The following is a 20,033-nucleotide window of genomic DNA, read 5'->3' as shown; positions in this document are numbered from 1 at the left end:
CGACGACCATGACGTCTTCGACCCCGTCGAACCCCGACCACCGCCCCGGCACCCCGGCGTCCGCCCGGCACGACCGCGCCGCGGCCCTCCCCGCCGACCTGAAGGAAGCACTGCGCCGGCGCCTCGCCGGACGGGCCGGGGCCGCCGCACCGGGCACCCGGCAGGGCATCCCGCGCGCCGGCCGGGACCACCCGCTGCCCCTGTCCTTCGCCCAGCAGCGCCTGTGGTTCCTGGACCGCCTGCGGCCGGGCGACGCGCGCTACAACAGCGCGGTCGCGGTCCGCCTCACCGGCACCCCCGACCACGAGGCGCTGCGCGCGGCCCTGACCGCCGTGGTGGCCCGGCACGAGGCGCTGCGGACCACGTTCACGGAGACCGACGGCCGGCCCGTGCAGAGCGTGCACCCCGCGGGCCCGGTGCCGCTGCCGGTCCGCGACACCGGCGACCTGGACGCGGACCTGCGGGCGGAGTACTCCCGCCCCTTCGACCTGCGGCAGGGCCCCCTGCTGCGGGCGCTGCTGCTGCGCGAGTCCGCCACCTCGCACGTCCTGCTCCTGACCGCTCATCACATCGTCACCGACGGCTGGTCGATGGGCCTGGTCCTGGACGAACTGTGCACCGCCTACGACGCCCTCGCCCGGGGCGCCGCACCGGAGCTGCCCCCGGTGGCCACGCAGTACCCGGACTTCGCGGTGTGGCAGCGCGAGCAGCTCTCCGGGGCCCGGCTCGAGAAGCACCTCGCCTACTGGAAGGACCGGCTGACCGGCGCGGTGGCCCCGGAACTGCCCCTGGACCGGCCGCGGCGCGGCGAGGAGGCCGGTGCGGGCGCCGTCCACACCTTCACCGTCCCCGCCCGCCTCACGGCCCGGCTGCGCGACCTCGCCAGGGACCACCGCACCACCCTGCACACCACCCTGGTCGCCGCCACCCAGGCCCTGCTGGCCCGCTGGTCCGGCCAGGACGACATCACCGTCGGCTCCCTCACCCCCGGCCGGTCCCGCACCGACCTGGAACGGACCGTCGGCTTCTTCGTGAACACGGTCGTGCTGCGCACCACCGTGGACCCCTCCGCCACCTTCCGCGACCTGCTCGCGGAGGCGGCCGACACGGTCAACGGCGCCTTCGCCCACGGCGACACGCCGTTCGAGCGGATCGTGGAAGCGGTGGGCGCACCCCGCGAGGCGGGCCGCAACCCGCTGTTCGACGTGCTCGTCCTGCTGCACCCCGACCCGCCCACCGCGACCGCCCCGCACGGACTCGGCACCGCGCCGGTCACCGTGCCCCGGCAGGCGGCCACCTTCGACCTGAGCGTGGAGTTCGTCCCGGACGGCGAGGACCTGACCGGCCTGCTGGAGTACCGCACCGACCTGTTCGACCCGGCCACCGCCGAGCGGATGACCGGACAGTTGCTGCGCCTCCTGGAGGGCGCCGCCGGCGCACCCGACCGGGCCCTGGGCAGCCTGCCCCTGCTGTCCGAGGCGGAGACCCGGCAGGTCGTCCACGACTGGAACCCCGCGGCGCGGCCGGTGGACGACACCACCTACCCCGCCCTCTTCGAGCGGCGGGCCGCCCGCACACCCGGCGCCCCCGCCCTCGTCGCCGGTGGCGAACGGCTCGACTACGCCGCCCTCAACGCCCGCGCCAACCGGCTCGCCCACCACCTCATCGCCCTGGGCGCGGGCCCCGAACAACTGGTCGCGCTGCGGCTGCCCCGCACCGCCGACATGATCGTGGCGATCCTCGCGACCTGGAAGTCCGGCGCCGGCTACCTGCCCCTGGATCCGGCCCTGCCCGAGGAACGCGTCCGCTACCTCCTCGACGACGCCCGCCCCGCCCTGGTCCTGGACGAGGCCACCCTGCGCGCGGTGCCCGCGACCGCCCCGGACACCGACCCCACCGACGCCGACCGGCGCGCCCCGCTGCACCCGCAGAACACCGCCTACGTCATCTACACCTCCGGCTCCACCGGCCGCCCCAAGGGTGTCGCCGTGGCCCACCGCTCGGCCGTGCGCCTGCTGGCCGCCCACCGAGAGGGCTTCGTCGCCGACGCGGGCGGCGGCCCGCTGCGGGTGGCCCTCACCGCGTCGTTCTCCTTCGACACATCCCTGGAGGGCGTGCTGCTGATGGCCGACGGCCACCCGCTGCACCTGGTCGACGAGATGACCCGGATGGACCCGGCCGCCCTGGTCGAGTACGTGGTCGAACACCGCGTCGACTTCCTCGACGTCACCCCGTCCTACCTACGGCAACTGCTGCCCGCCGGACTGCTCACCGACCCCCGGCACCACCCTCGGGTCCTCATGCTCGGCGGCGAGGCCGTCGGCCCCGCCCTGTGGCGCGAGCTGGCCGCCCACCCGGACGTGACCGCCCACAACTTCTACGGCCCCACCGAGTGCACGGTCGACGCGCTGTCCTGCCGTATCGACGGCGGCGACCGCCCGCTCGTGGGCCGTCCCCTGCCCGGCGTCCGCGCCTACGTCCTCGACGACCGGCTCCAGCCCGTGCCGCCCGGCGTCGGCGGCGAGCTGTACCTCGCCGGCGACCAACTGGCCCGCGGCTACACCGGCCGCCCCGGCCTGACCGCGGCACGCTTCCCCGCCGACCCCTACGGCCCGCCCGGCACCCGCATGTACCGCACCGGCGACCTGGCCCGCTGGACCGCCGACGGCCGCCTGGACTACCTGGGCCGCGCCGACGACCAGGTCAAGGTCCGCGGCCACCGCATCGAGCCCGGGGAGATCGAGGCCGCGCTGCTCGCGCTGCCCGGGATCGGCGCCGCCGCGGTCGTCGCCGCGCCCGACGCGCACGGCCACACCCGCCTCGCCGCCTACGTCGTCCCCGCGCCCGGCGCGCCCCGCCCCGCCCCGGCCGACCTGCGGGCGGCCCTGCGCCGCACCCTGCCGGACCCTCTGGTCCCGTCCTCCTTCACCCCGCTCGACGCGCTGCCGCTGACCACCAGCGGGAAACTGGACCGCCGTGCGCTGCCCGCCCCCGCGCCCACCGAGGGGCAGCGCGAGTTCGCCGCCCCCCGCACCCCGGACGAGGAGACGCTGGCCGGCATCTGGGCCGAGGTGCTCGGCGTGCCCCGGGTCGGCGTCACGGACAACTTCTTCGAGCTGGGCGGCGACTCCATCCTCAGCATCCAGGCCGTCGCCCGCGCCCGCGCCGCGGGCCTGCGCATCGGCTCCCAGGACGTCTTCCGCCACCAGACCGTCGCCGACCTGGCCGCCGCCGCGTCCCACCGCAGCGCACCCCTGCCCGCGCCCCGGCGCCCGCACGAGGACGGGCCCGCCCCGCTCACCCCGGTCCAGGAGTGGTTCCTCGCCACCCACGGCCCAGTGCGGCACTTCAGCATGTCGATGCTGCTCGACCTCCCCCACGACCTCGACCCGCACGCCCTGGAACGCGCGCTGGAAGCCGTCGTGGCCCACCACCCGTCGCTGCGCGCCCGTTTCACCCGCACGGAGCGGACCTGGCGGCATGACCCCGGCACCGGCCCGGCCACCGCACTGCTGACCCGCCACGACCCCGCGACCCCGCCCGCCGAGGCCGCCGACGCCGCCCGCGCCGCGCTGGACCCGGCCACCGGCGCCCTGCTGCGCGCGGCCCTGCTGTCCGGCGGCGAACGGCCCCGGCTGTTCCTCACCGCCCACCACCTGGCGGTCGACAGCGTCTCCTGGCGGGTGCTGCTCGCCGACCTCGAACTGGCCTACCGGCAGGCCGCGGCGGGCGGGGAATGCCGGCTGGAACCCGAGCACACCCCGTTCACCGACTGGGCGCGCCGGCTCGCCGACCGGGTCCGGGCCGGTGACCTGGACGACGACCTGCCGTACTGGACCGAGGAGGCCGCCCAGCCCCGCACCCCGCTGCCCGTGGACCTGCCCGGCACCCCGCTCGCCGGGTCCGTGCGCACCGTACGCACCCGCGTGGACCGCGCGACCACCGACGCGCTGCTGCGCCGCGTGCCGGGTGTGTACCGCACCCAGGTCAACGACGTGCTGCTGAGCGCGCTGGGCCGGGTCCTCGCGGACTGGACGGGCACCGACCGGGTGACCGTCGCCCTGGAGGGCCACGGACGCGAGGAGGACCTGGCCGAGGGTGCCGACCTGTCCCGCACCGTCGGCTGGTTCACCACCCAGTACCCGGTGACCCTCACCCCGGCGGACCCGGCCGACTGGGGCGCCACCCTCAAGGCCGTCAAGGAGCGGCTGCGGGCCGTACCCCGCCGCGGGCTGACCTACCAGGCGCTCGGCCACCTCGGCTCACCCCGGCCGGAGGCCCGCGCCCTCGGCGCGCTCCCGCTGCCCCCGGTCTGCTTCACCTACCACGGCCAGTGGGAGGCCGCCCCCGGAGGGGACTTCGCGCCCACCGCCGACGTACCCGGCCGCGACGTGGACCCCACCCGGCCCCTGGACCACCTGCTGGACGTCTCCGCCGTGGTCTCCGACGGCGAGCTGGAGATCACCTGGCACTACAGCGACCAGGTGCACCGGGCCGACACCGTCCGGCGGCTGGCCGACGGCATGGTGGGCGCCCTCGCCGCCATCGCCGAGCACTGCGCCCGCCCCGGCGCGGGCGGCCGGACCCCCTCGGACTTCCCCCTCGCCCGCCTGGACCAGGCCGGCGTGGACCGGCTCGCCGGCGACGGCCGGGACGTGGAGGACCTGCTGCCGCTCACCCCGCTCCAGGAGGGCATGCTCTTCCACCGGCTCGTCGGCGGACCGGACGACGTGTACGTCGACCAGGCCGCGCTGCTGCTGGAGGGCGTCGGCGACCCCGACGCCCTGGCCGTCGCCTGGCAGCGCGTCACCGACCGCACCCCCGCCCTGCGCACCCGTGTGGTGTGGGAGGACGTGCCGGTACCGCTCCAGGTCGTGCACCGCGGCGTCACCGTGCCGGTGGAGCGGTTCGACTGGCGGGAACTGGACGCGGCCGAGCGGGCCGACCGGCTCGCCCGGCTGCGCGCCGACGACCTCGCACGCGGCATCGACCTCGACACGGCGCCCCTGATGCGGCTGACGTTCGTCCGGCTGCCCGACGCCCGGCTGCACCTGCTGTGGACCTCCCACCATCTGATCCTGGACGGCTGGAGCCTCGCCCAGGTGCTCACCGAGGTGTTCGCGGAGTACGCGGCGCTCACCGCCGGCACCGAGCCGCGGCCCCCGGTACGGCGGCCGTTCGGCGACTACGTGCGCTGGCTGGCCGGCCAGGACACCGACGCCGCCCGCGCGCACTGGCGGACCGTCCTCGACGGCTTCGCCACCCCCACCCCGCTGCCCGCCGACCGCGTCCGCCGTCCCGGACACGAGACCCGCTCCGCCGACGTGCACACGGCCGGACTGTCCGAGGAGGTCTCCGCACATCTGGCCCGCACCGCCCGGTCGGCCGGCCTCACCCTCGGCACCGTGGTGCAGGGCGCCTGGGCGCTGCTGCTGTCCCGCTACAGCGCCGAACCGGACGTGCTGTTCGGCACCACCGTCTCCGGCCGCCCCGACGACCTGCCCGGCGTCGAGTCGATGGTCGGCATGTTCATCAACACCCTGCCCACCCGCGTCCGGGTGGACGGCGGCCGTACCGCCACCGCCTGGCTCAGGGAACTCCAGGAGGCGCAGGCCGAGGCCCGCCGGTTCGCCGCGGTGTCCCTCGCCGAGCTGACCGGCCTGAGCGACGTGCCCGCCGGCAGCCCGCTGTTCGACAGCATGGTCGCCTTCGAGAACTACCCCTTCGACGAGGCGGGTGCGGCCGGCTCCGGGATACGCCTGACGGACGTCTCCTCCCGGGACGCCACCAACTACCCCCTCGTCCTGCGGGCCTACCAGGGCGAAAGGTTCGGCTTCGACCTCGCCTACGACCCCGGGCTGTTCGACGCGACGACCGTCCGGGCGCTCGCCGGCCGGCTGTGCCTGCTCCTCACCGAGCTGGCCGACGACCCCGACCGCCCGCTGCGCGCCCTCGCCTGGACCACCGCCGAGGAACGGCACCGGCTGCTCACCGAGTGGAACGGCACCGCCGAGGGCCGGCCCGACGGGACGCTGCCCGGCCTGTTCGCGGCACAGGCCGCCCGTACCCCCCACGCCGAGGCCGTAAGCTGCGGCGACGACCGCCTCGACTACGCCACCCTGGACGCGCGGGCGAACCGCCTCGCCCACCGCCTCGCCGAACTCGGCGCCGGACCCGAGACGTTCGTGGCCCTCGCGCTGCCCCGCTCCACCGACCTGGTCGTGGCCGTCCTCGCCGTGCTGAAGGCCGGCGCCGCCTATCTGCCCGTCGACCCCGCGCTGCCCGCCGAACGCGTCCGGAGCATCCTCACCGACGCCCGGCCGGTGGCCCTGGTCACCACCACCCGGACCGAGGCCGGCACCAGCGTGCCCGTCCTGCTGCTCGACGACCCCGCCGTACGGGAGGACCTGGCCAGGCGTCCGGCCACCGGCCCGGCGGACCCGGCCCGCCGCCCGACGCCCGACAGCCCCGCCTACGCCATCTACACCTCCGGCTCCACCGGCCGCCCCAAGGGCGTCGTCGTCCCGCACGCCAACGTGATCCGGCTGTTCACCCGCACCCGGCAGTGGTTCGGCTTCGGACCCGACGACGTGTGGACCCTGTTCCACTCCTACGCCTTCGACTTCTCGGTGTGGGAGCTGTGGGGCCCGCTGCTGCACGGCGGCCGGCTCGTCGTCGTCCCCGAGGACACCGCACGCTCCCCGGAGGACTTCCTGCGGCTGCTCGCCGACGAACAGGTCACCGTCCTCAACCAGACCCCCTCCGCGTTCTACCCGCTGATCCGCGCGGACGCCGAACTCCCCGCCACCGGCGACCGGCTGGCGCTGCGCACCGTGATCTTCGGCGGCGAGGCGCTGGACGTGACCCGCCTCGCCGACTGGTACGCCCGCCACCCGGACACCGCGCCCCGGCTGGTCAACATGTACGGCATCACCGAGACCACCGTGCACGTCACCTACGCGCCCCTGGACCGCGACGCCGCCCGCGGCGGCACCGCCAGCCCCATCGGCACCGGCATCCCCGACCTGCGGGTCCACGTCCTCGACGACACTCTGAATCCCGTACCGCCCGGCGCGGTGGGGGAGTTGTTCGTCGCCGGCGAAGGCCTGGCGCGCGGCTACCTGAACCGGCCGGGCCTCACCGCGGCCCGCTTCCCCGCCGACCCGTTCGGGCGGCCCGGCACCCGCATGTACCGCACCGGGGACCGGGCCCGCCGCCGGGCCGACGGCACCCTGGAGTACCTGGGCCGCGCCGACCAGCAGGTCAAGATCCGCGGCTACCGCATCGAACCCGGCGAGATCGAGGCCGCCCTGCACACCCATCCGGGCGTGGGCGCGGCGGCCGTCGGCGTGTACGAGGACACCGCCGGGACCCGCCGGCTGGTGGCCCACGTCGTCGGCACCGGCACCGGGGACCGCACCGTGCCGCCCCCCTCCGCCGCGGAACTCCGCGCCCACCTGGAGCGGCTGCTGCCCGCGCACATGGTGCCCGCGGCCTACGTGCCGATGGCCGCCCTGCCGCTCACCGTCAACGGCAAGCTCGACCGGCGCGCCCTGCCCGCCCCCGGCCCGGACGGTTTCGCCGCCGACGCCGCGCGGACCGCGCCGCGCACCCCCGCCGAACGGCTCGTGGCCGCCGCGTGGACCGACGTCCTGGACACCGGCGAGGTGGGCGCCGACGACGACTTCTTCGCCCTCGGCGGCGACTCCATCCTCGCCGTCCGGGTCACCTCCCGGCTGCGGGCCGCCTTCGGCACGGACGTCTCGCCCCGGCTGCTGTTCACCCACCCCACGCTGTCCGCCCTCGCGGCGGCGCTGGGCGACCCCGGGACGGGGAGCACCGACGACGTCATCCCGGCCGCCGGCACGGACACCCCGGCCCCGCTGTCGTACGCCCAGCAACGGCTGTGGTTCCTCGACCGGTTCGAGCCGGGCAGCACCGAGTACACCACCCTGTCGGTGCTGCGCCTGCGCGGCCCGCTGGACACCGGCGCGCTGCGCACCGCCCTGGACGGCCTGGTCGCCCGGCACGGGACGCTGCGCACCACCTTCGCCGACCACGACGGCCGGGCCCATCAGATCGTCCACCCGCCGCGGCCCGTCGACCTCCCCGTGGAGGACCTCGCGGACCCGGCCGCCGTGGACGCCCTCGTCGAGCACGAGGCCGCCACCCCGTTCGACCTGGCCGCCGGACCGCTGCTGCGCGCCCGCCTGGCCAGGCTCGCCGCCGACGAGCACGTCCTCGTCCTCGCCGTGCACCACATAGCCACCGACGGCTGGTCCGTCGGCGTCCTCGGCCGGGACCTGGGCGAGCTGTACGCGGCGGCCCTGGACGGCCGCCGCCCCGCCCTGCCCGCCCTGCCGGTCCGCTACACCGACTACGCCGCCTGGCAGCGCGGACGCACCGGCCACGCCGAGGCCGACCTCGCGCACTGGCGCCGGGCCCTGGACGGCGTGACCCCGCTGGAACTGCCCACCGACCGGCCCCGTCCGGCCGTCCGCACCCGCGACGGCGCCCTGGTGACCTTCACCCTGCCCGCCGCGCTGACCGGGCGGCTGCGCGAGCGCGGCCGGGAGGCCGACGCCACCCTCTACATGACCCTGGTGACGGCCTGCCAGGTGCTGCTCGCCCGCTGGGCCGGCCAGGAGGACATCACCGTCGGCACGGTCACCGCCGGCCGTGAGCGGTCCGAACTGCACGACGTGGTCGGCATGTTCGTCAACACCCTCGTGCTCCGCGCCCGCGTCCGCCCCGACCTGCCCTTCCGGGAGCTGCTCACCGAGGTGCGCGCCACCGTGCTGGAGGCGTTCGCCCACCAGGACGTCCCCTTCGAACGTGTCGTGGACGCCCTCCAGCCCGAACGCGACACCAGCCGCACCCCGCTGTTCCAGGTGATGGTCGCGCTGCACAACCTGGGCGGCGAGACGCCCCGGCTGCCCGGCCTCACGGTGGAACCGGTGACCCCGCCGGTCCGCAACGCCACCTTCGACCTCGCCTTCGACTTCGTGGAGAGCGACGGCGGCCTCACCGGCTACCTGGAGTACAACACCGGGCTCTTCGACGCCGGCACCGCCGAGCGGCTCGCCGGCCGGCTGCGGATCCTGCTGGAGGCCGCCGCCGAGGACCCGGAGCGGGCCGTGGGCGCCCTGCCGCTGATGACCGACGACGAGCGGCAGCAGGTGCTCCGGTACGGCACGGGCGTCCGCCTGTCCGAGCCGGACACCACCTTCCCCGCCCTGTTCGAGGCCCAGGCCGCCCGCACCCCGCACCACACCGCCCTGGTGGCCCGGGACGCCACCCTCGACCTCGCCACCCTGAACCAGCGGGCCAACCGGCTCGCCCACCACCTCATCGCCGGCGGCGCCGGCCCCGAGGACGTCGTCGCGGTTCGGCTCCCGCGCACCTCCGACCTGGTGGTGGCGGTGCTCGCCGTCCTCAAGGCGGGCGCCACCCTGGTCTGCCTCGACCCCGCACTGCCGGAGGACCGCGTCGCGTTCCTCCTCGACGACGTCCGGCCGCACACCCTGCTCACCGGCCTCGACGCGGTGCCCTGGGACCGGCTGCCCGCCCACGACCCGGCCGACGCGGACCGCGTACGGCCGCTGCTGCCCGAACACACCGCCTACGTCATCCACACCTCCGGCTCCACCGGCCGCCCCAAGGGCGTCGCCGTCGAACACCGGCAGCTCGTCAACCTCTGCCGCGACCACCGCGAGAACCTGCTCGCCCCGCACACCGCCGACGGGCGGCGGCTGCGGGCCGCGCTCAGCGCCTCCTTCTCCTTCGACACCTCCTGGGAAGGACCGCTGCTCCTCGCCCTCGGCCACGAGGTCCACCTCGTCGACGAGGACGTACGCCTTGACCCGGAGGCCTTCTGCGCCCAGGTCGCCGCACACCGCCTCGACCTGGTGAACGTCACCCCCTCCTTCCTGCGCGAACTCACCTCCGCCGGCCTGCTCGCCCCCGGCCGCCACCATCCGCGGCTGCTGCTCGTCGGCGGCGAGGCCGTCACCCCGGCCACCTGGCAGGACCTCGTGCGCGCCGAACGCGAACTCGGCGTGGCCGTGTACAACATGTACGGGCCCACCGAGTGCACCGTCGACGCCGTGTACGGCCGCTGCGCCGACCGGCCCGGCCGGCCGGTTCTCGGCCGACCCGGCGGCAACCTGCGCGCCCACGTCCTCGACGCCGCGCTGCGCCCGGTCCCGCCCGGCACACCCGGCGAGCTGTACCTGGCCGGGGCGCAGGTGGCCCGCGGTTACCTGAACCGGCCCTCACTGACCGCCGCCCGCTTCCTCGCCGACCCGTTCGGCGCGCCGGGCGAGCGCATGTACCGCACCGGGGACCGGGCCCGCTGGGACCGGGACGGGCTGCTGGAGTTCCTCGGACGCACCGACGAACAGGTCAAGATCCGCGGGTTCCGCATCGAGCCCGGCGAGGTGGAGGCCGCCCTCCTCGGCCACCCCGACGTCACCGACGCGGCGGTGACCGCGCGCGAACACGCCGGCCGCCTCATGCTCGTCGCCTACGTGGTGCCCGCCGCCGGCCGGACCCTCTCCGCCGACGGCCTCCGCGTCGCCCTGCGCCGTACCCTGCCCGACCACATGGTGCCCGCCGCGTTCGTCACGCTCGCCGGCATTCCGCGCACCACCAGCGGCAAGACCGACCGGCGTGCCCTGCCCGCCCCGCCCGCGCAGCCCGACAGCGCCACCCCGTACACCGCCCCCCGGACCGGCACCGAGGAACGCCTCGCCGCGATCTGGGCCGAGGTCCTCGGCGTGGAACGGGTCGGCACCCGGGACAACTTCTTCGCGCTCGGCGGCGACTCCATCCTCAGCATCCAGATCGTCTCCCGGGCCCGGCAGGCCGGCCTCGCGCTCACCACCAAGGACGTCTTCCGCCACCAGACGGTCGCCGAACTCGCCCTGCACACCAGCGAGTCGGCGCCCCGCACGGCAACCGGCGAGGACACCCCGGCCGAGGCGCCGCTCACCCCCATCCAGCACTGGTACCTGGACGGGCGCGACCCCGGGCAGAAACCGCGCTTCACCATGACCCAGCGCCTCGCACTCGCCCCGGACACCGACCCCCTGGCACTGCGGCAGGCCACCGACGCCCTCGTACGCCACCACGCGGCCCTGCGGACGCGGTTCCGCCGCACCGCCGACGGCTGGCGCCAGCAGGTGCTGGACGAGGCACCGGACGGCGTCTTCACCCGGCACGACCTGGCCGGGCTGGACGACGCGGCGGCGGAGGCGCACGCGCAGCGGCTCACCGACGAGGCACAGGCCGCCCTCGACCCCGCCGAGGGCCGGGTCGTCCGCGTCCTGTTCCTCGACCTCGGCCCGCGGCGGACGGGGCAACTCGTCATCACCGCCCACCACCTGGTGATCGACGGCGTCTCCTGGCGCATCCTGCTGGCGGACCTGGAGAGCGCCCACCGGGCCGCCGCGGCCGGGCAGCCCGCCGCGCTGCCCGCCCCGGGCACGTCCTACGGCCACTGGGCCGCCCGCCTCGACCGGCACACCCGCTCCGGCGGCCTGGACGCGGACCTGCCCCACTGGACACGCGCCACCGCCGCCCCGGCCGGGCTGCCCGCCGCCGGACGCCCCGGCGCCAACACCCACGGCACCGCCGCCACCGTCACCGTCACCCTGGACGCCGAGACCACCGACGCCCTGCTCCGTCAGGTCCCCGAGGTCTACCGCACCCAGGTCAACGACGTCCTCCTCAGCGCCCTCGGCCGCACCCTGGCCCGCTGGTGCGGGCGCGACACCGTGCTGCTCGGCGTGGAGGGCCACGGCCGGGAGGACCTGTTCGAGGACGTCGACCTGTCGCGGACCGTGGGCTGGTTCACCGCCGAGTTCCCCCTCGCCCTGCGCGTCGACCCCGACGCCGGCTGGCACGACACCCTACGCTCGGTCAAGGAGCAGCTCCGCGCCGTACCGCTGCACGGCCTGAGCCACGGCGCCCTGCGTCACCTCCGGCCCGACAGCCCGCTCACCTCCGCCCCGGCCCCGCAGGTCGGCTTCAACTACCACGGCCAGTGGGACGCCGGCGGCACCGCCGCCGACGGCCTGATCCGCGGCTCCCTGCCCCCGGCCGGCCGGGACACCGACCCCGCTGAAGAGCGCCCCTACCTCCTGGACATCACCGGCGTGGTCCAGCAGGGCCGCCTCGAACTCGGCTGGACCTACCCGGCGGAGATCTACGACCGGGCCACCGTCGACCGGCTCGCCGAGGAGACCACCACGGCCCTGCGCGACCTCGTGGCGCACTGCGCCCGCCCCGGCGCGGGCGGCCGCACCCCCTCCGACTTCCCCCTCGCCGGCCTCAGCCAGGACCGGCTGGACCGGCTCGTCGGCGACGGCCGCCACGTCGAGGACGTCCTGCCGCTCACCCCGCTCCAGTCCGGCATGCTCTTCCACGGCCTCGTCGACACCGAGCACGCCTACTTCGACCGCACGGCCGTACGGCTGTCCGGCGTGGCCGACCCGGACGCCTTCGCCGCGGCCTGGCAGCAGGTCGCCGACCGCACCCCGGCCCTGCGCACGAGCGTCCACTGGCAGGGCCTGCCCCACCCCGTCCAGATCGTCCACCGGCACGCCGAGCTGCCCGTCACCCACCTCGACTGGCGCACCCTCACCCCCGGCCGGCGCGCCGAGGCGACCGAACGGCTGCTCACCGAGGACCGCGCGGCGGGCATGGACCTCACCGCCGCACCGCTGACCCGCCTCACCCTGGCCGCCCTGCCCGGCGACGAGGTGCTGCTGCTGTGGTCCACCCACCACATCGTCCTCGACGGCTGGAGCACCGGACAGTTGCTCACCGAGGTCTGCGCCCGCTACGCCGAGCTGACCGGCGGCCCGCACACGCCACCCCCGGTACGGCGGCCCTTCGCGGACTTCCTGCACTGGCTGCGCGAGCAGGACGAGACGGCGGCCGGACGGCACTGGGCCGACGCCCTGGCCGGGTTCACCGCCCGTACCCCGCTGCCCTACGACCGCACGCCGGCCGAGGCCCACCGGGCCCGGTCCGCCGCGGCCGTCCACCACGAGCTGGACGCCGGCGTCTCGCAGCGGCTGCGGGAGACCGCCGCCCGCGCCGGGCTCACCGTCAACACCGTGCTGGAGGGCGCCTGGGCGCTGCTGCTGGCCCGGTACAGCGGCCGGGACGACGTGGTGTTCGGCACCACCGTCTCCGGCCGCCCGGCCGAACTGCCCGGCGTCGAAGGCATGATCGGCATGTTCATCAACACGGTGCCGACCCGTGTCCGCGTCCCGTCCGGACCCGTCCTGCCGTGGCTGCGTGGCCTCCAGGAGCGGCAGAGCGACGCCCGCCGCTTCGACTTCCTCGCCCTGCCCCGCATCCAGGCCGCCACCGGGATCCCCGCCGGGGAACCGCTGTTCGACAGCATGGTGGTGTTCGAGAACTACCCCGTGGACGAGGCCGCCACCGCCCGCACGGGCGTCCGCGTGGAGGAGGTGCGCGCCGACGACGCCACCACCTTCCCCTGGTGCCTGCGCGCCCACCTGGCCGAACGGCTCGGCTTCGACCTCTCCTACGACCCCGCCCTGTTCGACGCCGCCACCGCCGAGCGCGCCGCGGACCGGTTCGCCGCCCTGCTCACCGTCCTCGCCGACGGGTCCGGCACCGGCCTCGCCGACCCGGACCTGCGCATCGAGGACCTGGACCTGCTCACCCCGGCCGACCGCGGCCTGCTGGCCGCCTGGAACGCCACCGCCCGCCCCGCCGCCCCGCGCAGCCCGGTGGACCTGTTCGCCGAGCAGGCCCGTCGCGCCCCGGACGCCACAGCGGTGTCCGACGGCGACCGTGCGGTGACCTACCGGGAACTGGCCGAGTGGTCCGGCGCCCTGTCCGCCCGGCTGCTCGCCGACGGGCTGGCCCCCGAGGACCGGGTGGCGCTGCTGATGGAGCGCTCCGCCGAACTCGTCGTCGCCCAGCTCGCGGTCCTCGGGGCGGGCGGCGCCTACGTGCCCGTCGACACCCGGGCCCCCGAGGAGCGCCGCCGCACCCTCCTCGCCCAGGCGGGCGTGACCGTCCGGCTCACCGCCGCCGAGGTGGCCGCCGCCCGCCCCGGGCCCCCGGACGAGGGAACACCGGCCGCCGGTCCCGCCCGGCATGCGCACGGCACCGGCGCGGGGGAGCAGGCGCCGGCCGCCGATCCCGACCGGCTGGCGTACGTGATGTTCACCTCCGGCTCCACCGGCCGGCCCAAGGCGGTCGCCGTACGCCACCGTGACGTCGCGGCGCTCGCCACCGACAGCCGGTTCACCGGCGGGGTGTCCGCCCGGGTGCTGCTGCACTCGCCGGTGGCCTTCGACGCGGCCACCTTCGAGGTGTGGGCGCCCCTCCTCAACGGCGGCTGTGTCGTCGTGGCCCCCGGCGACGGGGTGGACGCGGCACTGATCCGCCGGCTGACCGCCGGTGACGGGCTGAGCGCGCTGTGGCTGACCGCCGGCCTGTTCCGGCTGCTCGCCCAGGACGCGCCGGACTGCTTCCGCGGTCTCGGCCAGGTCTGGACCGGCGGCGACGTCGTCCCCGCCCAGGCCGTGCGCCGCGTCCTGGCGGCCTGCCCCGGACTGACCGTCGTGGACGGCTACGGGCCCACCGAGACCACCACCTTCGCGACCTCGTACGCGCTCACGGACCCGGCGGCGGTGCCCGGCACCGTCCCCGTCGGCCACCCCCTGGACGACATGCGGGTCCACGTCCTCGACGCCCGGATGCGGCCCGTGCCGCCGGGCTGCGCGGGTGAGCTGTACGTGGCCGGGGAAGGCGTCGCCCGTGGCTACCTCGGCCGCCCCGGCGACACCGCGGCCCGCTTCCTCGCCGACCCCTGCGGCCCGCCCGGAGCCCGGATGTACCGCACGGGCGACCTGGCCCGGCGGCGGCCGGACGGCACCGTCGAGTTCCTGGGCCGCGCCGACGACCAGGTCAAGATCCGCGGCTTCCGGGTGGAGCCCGGCGAGGTCGAGGCGGCGCTCGCCGCCCACCCCGGCGTCGTGGACGTGGCAGTGCTGGCCCGCGAGGACCGGCCGGGCGCCAGGCGGCTCGTGGCCTACGTCGTGGGCCCGGCCGGCCGGGACACCGAGGAGCTGCGGGCCTTCGCCGCCCGCGCGCTGCCCGAGTACCTCGTCCCCGGCGCCTTCGTCCCGCTCGACGCCCTCCCGCTGAGCGGCAACGGCAAGGTGGACCGGGCGGCCCTGCCCGCCCCGCGGGCCGCGGCCCAGGCCGGGAGGGTGGAGCCGCGCACCGACACCGAGCGCCGCACGGCGGACGTCTTCGGCGAGGTGCTGGGCATCGAACCACCCGGCGTCGAGGACGACTTCTTCCGGCTCGGCGGCGACTCGATCCTCTCCATCCGGCTCGCCTCCCGCCTCGCCGAGGACTTCGACACCGACCTCACCCCCCGCGCGGTGTTCAGCCATCCCACGCCCGCCGGCCTGGCCCGGCTGCTCGGCACCCGGCAGGGCAGCGGCCGGCCGGAGATCGTCCCGGTCGCCCGCGAGGGCGCGGCGCCGATGTCGTACGCCCAGCAACGCCTGTGGTTCCTGGAGGAGTTCGCCCCCGGCGGCGCCGAGTACGTGACCGCGCTCGCCCTGCGCCTGGACGGCACCCTGGACACCGGCGCCCTCCACGCGGCCCTCGGCGCCCTGGTGGCCCGGCACGAGTCGCTGCGCACCACCTTCGACAGCGTCGACGGACACGGCGTACAGCGCGTCCGCCCGCCCCAGGGCGTACCGCTCCCCGTGCGCGACCTGTCCCACCTCACCGACGGCGAACGGGAACCCGCGCTGCGGGCCCTGCTCGCCGAAGAACGCTCCCGCCCCTTCGACCTGCGTGAAGGACCACTGCTGCGTGCCGGGCTGGTCCGGCTCACCGGCCACGACCACGTACTCACCCTCACCCTGCACCACATCGTCACCGACGGCTGGTCCACCTCCGTCCTGCTCGGCGACCTCGCCCACCTCTACCGAAGTGAACTGGGCTTCGCACGGCACGAGTTGCCGCCGCTGCCGGTGCAGTACGCCGACTACGCGCACTGGCAGCGCACGGCCGGCGCCGCCGGCGCGGACGGGCAGCTCGCCTACTGGAAGCAGCACCTGGCCGGCACCGCACCGCTGGACCTGCCCACCGACCGGCCCCGGCCGCCGGTGCGCACCAGCGCCGGCGCCACCACCCGCCTGGTCGTCCCCGCCCGGACTGCCCGACGGCTGAGCGGGCTCGCCCGGGACCGGGGCACCACCCTGTTCACCACGCTCGTCGCCGCCGCCCAGGCCTATCTGGCCCGGCTCTCCGGCACCGACGACATCGCCGTCGGCACCGTCACCTCCGGCCGCGACCGGGCCGAGACCCAGGCCCTGGTCGGGTTCTTCGTCAACACCCTGGTGCTACGGTCCCGGGCCGACGCCGAGCAGCCGTTCACCGCCTTCCTGGGCGCGGTGCGGCAGACCGTCCTCGACGCCTTCGCCCACCAGGACGTGCCCTTCGAACGGGTCGTGGACGAGGTGCAGCCGGTCCGCGACACCAGCCGCAGCCCGCTCTTCCAGGTCATGGTCGTCCTGCAGAACACCCCGGCAGCCGACCTCGACCTGCCGGGACTGGACGTCACCGACGTCGAACCGGAGTCGGAGCAGGCCGCGTTCGACCTCACCCTGGAGTTCGCCGAGACCGACTCGGGAGCCCTGCACGGCCTGCTCACCTACAACACCGACCTGTTCGACGCGGCCACCGCCGAGCGGATGGCCGGCCAGCTCGGCACCCTGCTGGACGCCGTCGCCGAGAATCCGGACCGCCCGCTCGGCGCCCTGCCGCTGACCTCCGACGACGAGCTGAGGACCCTGCTTGACCAGGGCCGCGGCACCTTCCGGCCCGTGCCCGAGGCGACCCTGCCGGAGCTGTTCGAACGGCAGGCGGTCCGCACCCCGGACGCGGTGGCACTCGTGGACGGCGACCGGGAGCTGACCTACGCCGACGTCGACCGGGCTGCCAACCGGCTGGCCCACCGGCTGCTGCGGGACGGCGTCGGACCGGAGCGGGTGGTGGCCCTGGCCCTGCCCCGCTCGGCGGCCATGGTGGTGGCGCAGCTCGCCGTCGCCAAGGCCGGCGGCGCGTTCCTGCCCGTGGACCCCGACTACCCGCCCCAGCGACGCGAGTTCATGATCCGGGACGCGGGCGCCCACCTGGTCCTCGGCGACCCCGCCGAGGTGTGGACCGCGGACGGGCCGCAGACCGCGCCCACGGACGCAGACCGCCCCACCGCGCTCACCCCCGCGCACCCCGCCTATGTCATCTACACCTCGGGCTCCACCGGCACCCCCAAGGGCGTGGCGGTGACCCACCGGGGCCTGGCCGCCTTCGCCGCGTCCGCCGCCGAACAGTACGCGGCGGCCCCTGGCGACCGGGTGCTCCAGTTCGCCTCGCCCAGCTTCGACGCCTCCGTCCTGGAACTGTGTGTCTCCCTGCTCAGCGGGGCCGCCCTGGTCACCGGCGAGGAGGGGCCACTGGTCGGGGAACGGCTGGCGGAGGTGCTCGCCGAGCGGCGCATCACCCACACCCTGATCCCGCCGGCCGCGCTGGCCACCGTGGCGCCGGAGACCGCCGCCGCCCTGCCCGCCCTGCGCACGCTGATCGTGGGCGCCGAGGCCTGCCCCGCCGACCTGGTGGAGACCTGGGCGCCCGGCCGCCGGATGATCAACTCCTACGGGCCCACCGAGGCCACGGTCGTCGCCACCTGGACCGGCCCGTTGACCCCCGGCACCGGCGCCCCGCCCATCGGCCGCCCCGCCGGCAGCACCCGCGTGCACGTCCTCGACGCCGCTCTGCGACCCGTCCCGCCCGGCGTGACCGGCGAGCTGTACATCGCGGGGCCCGGACTCGCCCGCGGCTACCCGGGCCGGCCCTCACTGACCGCCCAGCGCTTCGTCGCCGACCCGTTCGGCGCGCCGGGGGAGCGGATGTACCGCACCGGGGACCTGGTCCGCTGGACCGCCGACGGCCTGCTCCGTTTCGCCGGACGCGCCGACGACCAGGTCAAACTGCGCGGCTTCCGCATCGAACCCGGCGAGATCGAGAGCGCGCTGCGCCGCAGCCCCCTGGTGCGCGACGCGGTCGTGACCGTGCGCGAGGCGGACACCCCCGGCGCCCCCGCCCGGCTCGTGGCCTACGTCGTCCAGACCGAGCCGTCCGCCGCGCCGCCCGTCGGCGAGCTGCGGCTGCACCTGGGCGGGCTCCTCCCGCCGCACATGGTGCCGTCGGTCTTCGTGCCGCTCGACCGGCTGCCGCTCACCCCGAACGGCAAGACCGACCGGCGGGCCCTGCCCGCACCCGGTCCCGTCCGCGCCGGCGACGGGCCGCGGACCGCTCCGCGCACCGAGACCGAACGCCGTATCGCCCGGATCTGGGCCGACGTGCTGGGTATCGACGAGGTCGGCGCCGACGACAACTTCTTCGCGCTCGGCGGCGACTCCGTCCTGAGCATGCAGGTCGTCTCCCGGCTGCGCCGCGACGGCCTGCACATCGCCACCCGGGACCTGTTCACCCACCAGACCGTCGCCGAACTCGCCACCGTCGTCCGCAGCGCGCCCCAGCGGACCGGGGAGGGCCCGGTGAGCGGCGAGGTGCCGCTCACCCCGATCCAGCACTGGTTCCTGACCGGCCCGCGCGCCGCCCACCACCACTTCAACCAGTCGGCGCTGCTGGAACTCGACGGCGCTCCCGACCCGCGGGCACTGCGGGCCGCCCTCGACGCGCTGCTGGAGCACCACGACGCCCTGCGCATGCGGTTCACCCGGGAGGCGGACGGCTGGCGGCAGTTCAACCCGCCGCCCGCCGGCGGCCACGACGTCCTCACCCGCCACGACCTCACCGGGCTGTCCGCCGAGGACGCCGACGCGGCCATGGCGAAGGCCGCCGACGAGCTGCACGCGAGCTTCGACCTGGCCCGGGGCCCGCAGTTGCGCGCGGCGCTGTTCACCGGCGAGCCGGACCGGCCCGTCTTCCTCCTCCTCGTCGCCCACCACCTGGTCGTGGACGCCGTCTCCTGGCGCATCCTCCGCGACGACCTGGAGACCGCCTACCAGCAGGCGCTCCAGGGCGACCGGGTCACGCTGGGGGAGCGCGGCACCAGCTTCCGCGCCTGGTCGCGGGGGCTCGCCGCGTACGTCGCCGACGGCGGCCTCGACCACGAACTCCCCTACTGGGAACAGGCGGTGCACGCCGAACCCGCCCCGGCGGACCCCGCCCCGGCGGCCCGGCCGGGACCGGCCGCCGTGGTGAACGTGGAACTCGGCGAGGAGGACACCGAGGCCCTGCTGCGCTCCGCGCCCACCGCCTACCGCACCCGGGTCAACGACGTCCTGCTCGCCGCCCTCGCCCTGGCGCTGGCCCGCTGGACCGGACACGACCGGATCCGCCTGGACCTGGAGGGCCACGGCCGCGAGGATCTGCTCGACGGCGTCGACCTCTCCCGCACGGTCGGCTGGTTCACCACCGTGTACCCGGTCGCGCTCCAGGTGTCCGAGCCCGGCGACCTGGGCCCGGACCGCGACTGGCGGTCCCTGGTGAAGTCGGTGCGCCGCCAGCTACGGGCCGTGCCCGGCAACGGCATCGGCTTCGGCGCCCTGCGCACCTTCGGACCGACCGAGGTCCGCGAGCGCCTCGGCGGCAGCGCGCACAGCCAGGTCGTGTTCAACTACCTCGGCCAGTGGGACGCCCGCCCCGACACCGCTGACGGCGGCCTGGTCCGCGCCGAACACGGCTCCTTCGGCCAGGACCACGACCCCCGGGACCCCGGCTCCCACCTGGTGGAGGTGGTGGGCGCGGTACAGCACGGCCGCCTCGCCTTCACCTGGCACCATCGGCCCGGCGTCCACGACACGGCGACCGTGCGCCGTGTGGCCGAGGAGTTCGCCGAGGCCCTGCGCCACCTCGCCCGGCACGCCAGGGGAGGCCGGTGACGAACCTCCGCCCCCGCGGGGCGCCGCGCCGGCGAGCCGTCCGGCACGGCC

Annotated in this window: 1 protein-coding gene; it reads left to right on the top strand. The window is 76.3% G+C overall.

Annotation, left to right across the window (positions count from 1 at the left end; genetic code table 11):
• Positions 1–8 precede the first annotated feature (8 nt).
• Positions 9–19,982: a non-ribosomal peptide synthase/polyketide synthase gene (locus D9753_RS02765; protein WP_121785557.1), complete on the top strand. Its 19,974-nt coding sequence runs from the start codon at positions 9–11 to the stop codon at positions 19,980–19,982.
• Positions 19,983–20,033 lie beyond the last annotated feature (51 nt).

It is taken from the genome of Streptomyces dangxiongensis (genome assembly GCF_003675325.1).
GTDB lineage: Bacteria > Actinomycetota > Actinomycetes > Streptomycetales > Streptomycetaceae > Streptomyces > Streptomyces dangxiongensis.
This window is presented reverse-complemented; position numbering and strand designations above follow the sequence as displayed.